Source organism: Brachybacterium tyrofermentans (assembly GCF_014897585.1).
Taxonomy (GTDB): domain Bacteria; phylum Actinomycetota; class Actinomycetes; order Actinomycetales; family Dermabacteraceae; genus Brachybacterium; species Brachybacterium tyrofermentans.
The window spans coordinates 1-7,633 of the sequence record NZ_JABUXW010000054.1; the positions used below are offsets into that span (position 1 = coordinate 1).

Genomic DNA, 7,633 nt, shown 5'->3' on the forward strand with positions numbered 1-7,633 from the left:
CACCTTTCTCTAAGCCGTCCGCCGGTCGGGACCACACCCCCATGAAATCCCGAGGCTAGACCGACCGCCGCGGAGGTCGACTGGTCGGCCACATTGCTCGGAGCCATGAGGATCTTCATGCGGGGCCTCGGATGCTGTGGAGGGACAGAGGAGGCGTCGGAGTGTCACGCCGGAAATAGAATATGCCCGCAACCAGGCCTGGTTGCGGGCATATCACTGATGGACGCAGGCTCGGCTCTAGTACTCCGCGTCGACGTCGTACAGGTCGAGCCCGCCGTCGAGGGGCTCTTCCCGGTCCTGGAGCGGTTCAACGATGCCAGCAGTAGTGCCGTCCATCCCGCTCTCGTCGGCACCACCCGTCATTGGTGCGGTGTCTTTCATTAACATCCGTCCAAGATAGCGACAGAAGCGCCGCAACGGGGCGAACCTAGGCGTTCCGGACGAACCGTCACCGAACCGTGATCGGCCTGACCTTCGCAGAAGACTCGACAGCCCTCAAGCGTCGCCCAGTGCAGCGGTATGGCATGTCAGCTGATGTGGAGTAGTTGGCTCGATGGTCGACGGCCGAGTCTCAGGTGGAATGATGCAGGATGATCGAGTAGCGTTTGGTCGGGTTTGGGCCTCACGCCTGCCGTCCAGGAGTATCGCTCATCGAGCGTCACCTGATTCGACCTGAGTGGAAAATTCCTGAGACGCGGAATTTTGCCGCCAACACCCATTCGAGATTGGTAATTCGCGATAGTGGCGGCAGTGTGATCGCTATGTCGTAGAGGAGAACGATGTCGGCAGAAAATCACACAAGAATTGAGCTTACTAAGCGTTGGGGTCTAGCGCTTGCGGCCTTGCTTGTAATTCTGATCGTTGGCGTCGTGTTGGCTCTGCATGAGCCTTCCGAAATCCCGATGCCGCCGGATGAGTCTAGCGCAAATTCAAGCCATACAGACCGGGATCTAGTAGTTCGGGAAGATGTGGAAGCCGTTGTGCCAGCCACCGTGCGGGCTGCTAACGGGGAATTCGCTGTGAAGGGCGCCGAGTCATATCTAGTCGAACTGGAAATCTCAGTGACGAAGCTGGCGGATACTCCTGGGGCGGAGATGTACCTCAGCTTCTCGCTGAATTGCAGTGGCGCAGAAGGCGGTGCGTCCGGCTCAGCCGGGGGCACTCAGAACTTTATAACCGGGGAATTCTATGCCGTGCGTAACCAAATGGTCTTGGAGCCAACTGTGGACGACGCGGTGACCTGCAATGTACTGCTCACGTCCCCAAATCCTGAAGCGGCAGCGGCTGGAGCTAGCTTCACTGCGGATATCCAGTGGCGCATGACGCCAATAGAAGGAATGGCCGTAGAAGACGCGGGAGAGGATCGCCTACCTCGAGCTGTGAGCCCCGGGGGTCGAGATGTGGTGCTGTCGAGTACGACAGATATCCGTCAACTGAACGCCAGTAGCCTTAATCTACTGACCTCGCTTCATCTGACGACGTGCTCGACGGTAAATGGATCACGGGAGAATAGCAAATATTGGTGCAATGAGGCGCATGTTGATGAAAATGGAAGTACGTATGATCTCATATTGCGGGCGGATGTGCTTCGTGATGACGGTACGCCCTGCGCGGAGTTGAGTGTTAGTACAAATACGTCTCATCTTGATCAAAATAGACACCACCAGGTGGTCAGTTTGCGCGACAGGGTGAACGTGCCGAAAGATACCTGCGGTAAAAGGTTGCGAATTACGGTTATTGTGGATAACGAGGGACCTGCACCTTTAATTGTCCATGGGGTGGCATCGTCGTTGGTCATCGTGGAATCTCAATAGCTTGATATTTTCAGCACGCAGTTTCAACCCACCGTTGAAGCATTTGGCTTAGGGCGATAAGGCCTCGTAAGGGCCTTCGCGTGCGCCTTCGGGGGATTTCTTGCGTTCCTTTGGTTAATACGGGGCGCCCTGGTGTATATGTGGAGACTGGCGCCGAGCGGGCTCTTCGCAATCTATCGGATCGAGTGTTGGATTCTAGATGCGCAACTGGGGCGCATAATCGCCTTCTCGGAAGATCCGGTCCTTGCTGGAAGGTTGAGCTTGCAAAGGGTATTGGGGTGGATCTGCCCCGAGACATTCTTTCGCGCTAGGCGTCCGGCCGTCGAGATCGTTGCCGTCGGGCGCATCAGGAGTAGCGAGCTTGACCTGGCATACTGAGTCCATGCGAGGCATCATTCTGGCGGGCGGCACGGGCTCGCGACTGCACCCCTTGACCATCGGGGTCTCGAAACAGCTCATGCCTGTCTACGACAAGCCGATGATCTACTACCCCCTGAGTACCCTGATGCTGGCGGGCATCCGCGACATCCTCATCATTACGACACCCGAGGATCAGCCGACCTTCCAGCGGGTTCTCGGCGATGGGGACCGATTCGGTATCAACCTCACGTACGTATCTCAGCCGTCTCCGGACGGTCTTGCGCAAGCCTTTCTACTGGGTGAGCAGTTCTTGGGTGGAGAGCCCGCCGCACTGGTCCTCGGGGATAACCTCTTCTATGGGCAAGGCATGGGGGCCCAGCTACGGAGCTACGGAGATCTTGAAGGTGCGGCAGTGTTCGGGTACTGGGTGAAGGACCCAAGTGCGTATGGCGTGGTCGAGATGGACGTGCATGGCCGGGCAGTCTCGCTCGAGGAGAAGCCATCCGCTCCTCGTTCGAACCTGGCTGTCCCCGGCTTGTACTTCTACGACGCCACCGTCGTGGAGCGGGCGAAGATGCTGCAGCCCTCGGCGCGCGGGGAGCTCGAGATCACTGACCTGAACCGCTCCTATCTGGACGACGGGATGCTGCAGGTCGAGGTGCTCACCCGTGGCACCGCGTGGCTGGATACCGGCACGTTCGACGACCTCGCCGCCGCGGGCGAGTTCATCCGTACCGTCCAGCAGCGTCAGGGGCTGTCCATCGGCGCCCCTGAAGAGGTCGCCTGGCGGATGGGCTACCTCAGCGACGCCGACCTACGAAAGAGGGCCGAGCCCTTGGAGAAATCTGGTTACGGTCGGTATTTGCTCGACGTTCTTGCACGTGAGAACGCTGACCGCCCCGTCTGATCCTCATTTTATATACGCAGAAGGAGCTTTCGATGTCGCGTCATCTGCTCGTCACTGGGGGAGCCGGGTTCATCGGCTCCGATTTCGTCCATTACGTCATGGCCCATACCGAGGACACGGTCACGGTGCTGGACAAGCTCACCTACGCCGGCAGCCGGGAGTCGCTGGCTGGCGTGCCCTCTGACCGGGTGCGTCTGGTGGTCGGGGACATCGCCGACGCCGCGACGGTGGAGCCGCTGGTCGCGGAGGCGGACGCGGTGGTGCATTACGCGGCGGAGTCCCACAACGACAACTCGCTCGATGACCCCAGCCCGTTCCTGACCACGAACCTGATCGGCACGTTCACGCTGCTGGAGGCGGCGCGGCGCCATGGCACCCGGTTCCATCACATCTCGACCGACGAGGTCTATGGGGATCTGGCGCTGGATGATCCGGAGCGGTTCACCGAGGCCACGCCGTACAACCCGTCGAGCCCGTACTCGGCGACGAAGGCCGGCTCGGACCTGTTGGTGCGGGCGTGGGTGCGGTCCTTCGGGGTGCAGGCGACCCTGTCGAACTGTTCGAACAACTATGGGCCGCGCCAGCATGTGGAGAAGTTCATTCCGCGGCAGGTGACGAACCTGATCGACGGGATCCGGCCGCGGCTGTATGGGGCGGGATCGAACGTGCGGGACTGGATCCACGCGGATGACCACTCCAGCGCCGTGCTCAGGATCCTGGATCGCGGTGAGATCGGGGAGACGTACCTGATCGGGGCAGACGGGGAGAAGAGCAACAAGGAGGTCGTGGAGTTGATCCTACAGCTCATGGGACGTGACAGTCACGATTATGAGCACGTCACCGATCGTCCCGGCCATGACCTGCGCTATGCGATCGACTCGACGCGGCTGCGCACGGAGCTAGGCTGGCAGCCCTCGTTCCGCGACTTTGAGGCGGGTCTGGCCGCGACGGTGGACTGGTACCGGGAGAACGAGGCGTGGTGGCGCCCGCAGAAGGCGGCGACCGAGGCGAAGTACGCGAAGGCGGGGCAATGACTGTGCTCGCCGTGCACGAGACCCCGATCCCTGGCCTGCTCGTGGTGGACCTGCCTGTCCATGGGGATGACCGGGGCTGGTTCAAGGAGAACTGGCAGCGGGAGAAGATGGTTGCCGCGGGCCTGCCGGACTTCGGTCCGGTGCAGAACAACATCTCCTTCAACCAGGCCGTGGGCGTCACGCGGGGCATCCATGCCGAGCCGTGGGACAAGTACATCTCGGTCGCGACCGGGCGCGTGTTCGGGGCGTGGGTGGATCTGCGCTCCGGCGATAGCTTCGGTGCGACGTACTGGCACGAGATCACGCCGGAGGTGGCGATCTTCGTGCCGCGCGGGGTGGGCAATGCGTTCCAGACCCTGGAGGCACCGGCGGCGTATACCTACCTGGTTAGCGAGCACTGGTCCGAGGCCGCACAGTCGCAGTACACCTTCCTGAACCTGGCTGATGAGTGGGTCGCGATCCCGTGGCCGATCTCGCTGGAGGAGGCGGAGCTTTCCGCGAAGGACCTCGCTCATCCGCGGTTGGCGGAGGTGACGCCGGTGCCGCCGCGCCGCACCCTGGTGGTCGGTGGGGGAGGGCAACTGGGGCGGGCGCTCGCGGCGCGCTGGACGTACCGGACCGATGTGGACGTGGTGACCCGCGAGCAGCTGGACCTCGCCGATCCCGCGAGCGTCGAGGCATTCGACGTCGCGCCCTACGGCACGATCGTCAACGCCGCCGCGTATACGGCGGTCGATGCGGCGGAGTCCGACGAGGGGCGTCGGGCGGCCTGGGCGGTGAACGTCACCGGCGTCGGGCTTCTGGTGGAAGCCGCCCGCGCGCAGCGGGCAGTGCTCGTGCATGTCTCCAGCGACTATGTCTTTGATGGGACGGCAGAGGTGCACGACGAGGACGAGGCCCCGAGTCCGTTGGGCGTCTACGGGCAGACGAAGGCCGCCGGTGACCAGCTCGTGGCGACGCTGCCGGAGCACTACATCGTGCGCACCAGCTGGGTGATCGGCGAAGGCGGCAACTTCGTGGACACCATGGCGGGCCTGGCGAAGCGCGGCATCGACCCGACGGTGGTCGACGACCAGATCGGTCGGCTCACCTTCACCGCCGATCTCGCCGCGGCGATCGACCACTTACTCACCGTGCGTCCCGCCCCGGGGACCTACAACGTTACGAACGAGGGGGAGCCGGTCAGCTGGGCCCGCATCGCCGCCGAGGTGTTCGCCCTGACCGGCCACGAGCGCTGCCGCGTCACACCCGTGAGCACGCAGGACTACTACGCGGGCAAGACAGGGATCGCCCCGCGGCCCCGCCACTCCGCTCTGGATCTCGCGAAGATCCACGCCACCGGCTTCGCCCCCCGCGAGCAGTTACAGAGCCTGCAGACACATCTCGCTTGACGTGACAATTGGATACGTTATCCACGAGTGGCAGGATAAACCCCGCAATTCTGCGTAACGCAAGCTCCCCTAGAGCATCGCAGCCACATCTGCAAGAATGGATTTGTTGGAGCTGTTGAGCAAGGAGAGGTGCAACTTTCTTAGCGCCTCTTCGTGTGGCGGCATCACGGTTTGGAAGTTCTGGACCAGTAGAGAGTAGGGCGTTTCGTGGCTGGATGGATTTTCGAGGTATGGTTCCAGCTCGGCATAATTTGCCTCAAGTCCGCCAGTTGCATCAAATACCCTTCTCATCGCCTCAAAATCAAGATTAAGTTCTCCGCGGAATCCTGACAATCCAGTTTCTTTCTTGAAGTTAAGCGTGGCGTAATGCAACCCCTTGGCTTGCCGCAGGTGCTCAAATACACCACTGCCAGCCCGATGTCGTGTCAATGCAAAGAATCGCGTCTGCAGACCACCGGCAAGTAGTAGCGGGGTGTGCATCGCAGACCCCTCTATCCCAAGAACGATCGCAGAACTGGATAAAATATCTAGTTGCTCGCGGACGCTATATGCTTCAGGATGAACAATCTCGAATCCGAAATCTCGAGCCAACCCGTCAAGAGGGTCCTCGGCGGGGGAGCCCGGGGTCGCCCCTGCCCCAAGCTTGGAGCGAGAAAGCAGAATCTTCTTGCCTGAAACTACGGGTGCACCGACCTGAAGACCAACATGCTCGGTGAAATCCGGATGCACGTAATCTCCAATGCAGATACCAGGTTGCGGGAATATTACTTCAGTAAAGCGGGTTGCGGTCTTAAGGAAATATTCTCGATTGCGATAGCCGAGAAGATTCAGCACTTCACGCTGAAAATCACTCAACGAACCGGCGTCCCAAACTACTGGAATCTCGGGATTGTCGAGAGCGTACCAGACGCGGGCCAGACCCTGCGTTAGGAAATGCCCCCACCCAGACTGGGGTGCACCCAAGTAGATGACAGGCTCAGAAACAGTGGCCGTGGGGGAAGTGTAAGGCAGGAAGTCGGAATACTGTCGTCCAAGAACGGACAGAAGCGCTTCGGGAATGGGACGCTTGTCTACCCAGGCCCCGATGTAGCCGGTTGTTACGTGCAGGCCCTTGCCATGCCGCCCGCGAACGCCAGGAGCAAGAACGACGCGATGGCGCACAGAATGCTGAAGGTCGTTGCTGTTTGACAGGTACGGAGCAGGGACCTCTCCTCTCAGTTCGCGAGGAACCCATCGGTGGGCGCTCCCAATAGCAGGTCCAGGCGACCCTTCGGAGAGAGAGACGTCGTGAAATTTCAGCGTGTAGCGCGTTAGCGCGGCAGGATCCCTTGCCCACGTCGCGGTAGCTCCACCGGAGACTTTGCGACTTAGTGCGAACTTTCTGCTCTTGCTATCTTGAATCGTCACCCAACAATCATTAGCGATCCCCCATTCTGCGGGGGTGATAGTTTCGATCAGAATGCCTGGCTTCACTAAGGGCGACGAGGGTCGGCGGGAGTCGACCCAGCCATCGAGCGTTTTGTATTGAAGTGAAAATTCAACGCCTTCGCTCAATGGCAGATCTTGCAGGTTCTCAATCCGCGTGCCGCTCCAGCTAGCCGGCGATGGAGCGCTTGACGGAATCGCATGAAACGCGATCGGATCGCCTGTCACGAGACTGCGAATTGCAACCCTGGCGTTCCGTGGCCGATCTAAGTCTGTGGTCACAACTAAAGCTGCTCGATAGTTGGGGTCGGCGAAGATCAGCAGCCCGTCCTCTCCTTCGAGTTTTAGCGCTGTCTGTTCCAAGGCTTCCTCCGGTGTGTGGTTCTATTCGTGAACGTCTCGCCAATTCGACCCAAAGAGGCAGGGCATCTGCTCCCATGGTTACCAGGGCGGCGTCAGGCCTATATGGTCTCGTAGATGCGGGCCATCAAGTCGCCATAGACGTCGTTGTTGGGCGCTCGATGGCCGGGTCCGAGGTCGATATCTATGGTTTCCAGACGTCCCGCAACGCCCGCCTCCTCGTACGAGGTGCGAAGGAGGCTCTCGTGCTCAGTGCGATGGTGCTCATCGCCTATATTTGACACTAGCCTCGGGCTTTCATCGTTGAGGTGTCCGAGGGGTGGGTCGTGATGGGTGAAGGTG

At 60.5% G+C, this 7,633-nt stretch carries 7 protein-coding genes; 4 read left to right on the forward strand and 3 right to left on the reverse strand.

Annotated features, from left to right (window positions below; translation table 11 throughout):
- Positions 1 to 237 precede the first annotated feature (237 nt).
- Positions 238 to 381, reverse strand: coding sequence for a hypothetical protein (locus INT49_RS20320; RefSeq protein WP_193119557.1), 144 nt, complete (start codon positions 379 to 381; stop codon positions 238 to 240).
- A 398-nt stretch (positions 382 to 779) separates the two neighbouring features.
- Between INT49_RS20320 and INT49_RS20325 the strand changes: the two genes are divergently transcribed.
- The 4 genes from INT49_RS20325 (at position 780) to INT49_RS20340 (ending at position 5,506) form a co-directional block, all read left to right on the forward strand.
- Positions 780 to 1,814 carry a hypothetical protein gene (locus INT49_RS20325; RefSeq protein WP_193119558.1) on the forward strand — a complete coding sequence of 345 codons (1,035 nt, stop codon included), beginning with the start codon at positions 780 to 782 and terminating at the stop codon, positions 1,812 to 1,814.
- Between the two features lie 382 nt (positions 1,815 to 2,196).
- A complete protein-coding gene (gene rfbA, locus INT49_RS20330; protein ID WP_193119559.1) occupies positions 2,197 to 3,081 on the forward strand; it encodes a glucose-1-phosphate thymidylyltransferase RfbA in 885 nt (294 codons plus the stop codon).
- A 32-nt stretch (positions 3,082 to 3,113) separates the two neighbouring features.
- Positions 3,114 to 4,115: a dTDP-glucose 4,6-dehydratase gene (gene rfbB / locus INT49_RS20335; RefSeq protein ID WP_193119560.1), complete on the forward strand. Its 1,002-nt coding sequence runs from the start codon at positions 3,114 to 3,116 to the stop codon at positions 4,113 to 4,115.
- Complete coding sequence (locus INT49_RS20340; RefSeq protein WP_193119561.1) at positions 4,112 to 5,506, forward strand: sugar nucleotide-binding protein; 1,395 nt, start codon at positions 4,112 to 4,114, stop codon at positions 5,504 to 5,506. The genes rfbB and INT49_RS20340 overlap by 4 nt, the downstream gene beginning before the upstream one ends.
- A 69-nt stretch (positions 5,507 to 5,575) precedes the next feature.
- Here INT49_RS20340 and INT49_RS20345 read toward each other — a convergent pair whose 3' ends face one another.
- Entirely contained in the window at positions 5,576 to 7,294 is a 1,719-nt protein-coding gene (locus INT49_RS20345; RefSeq protein WP_193119562.1) for a glycosyltransferase 61 family protein, read from the reverse strand.
- Between the two features lie 98 nt (positions 7,295 to 7,392).
- The coding region (locus INT49_RS21335; protein WP_226851098.1) for a hypothetical protein at positions 7,393 to 7,633 on the reverse strand (241 nt) is incomplete at its 5' end.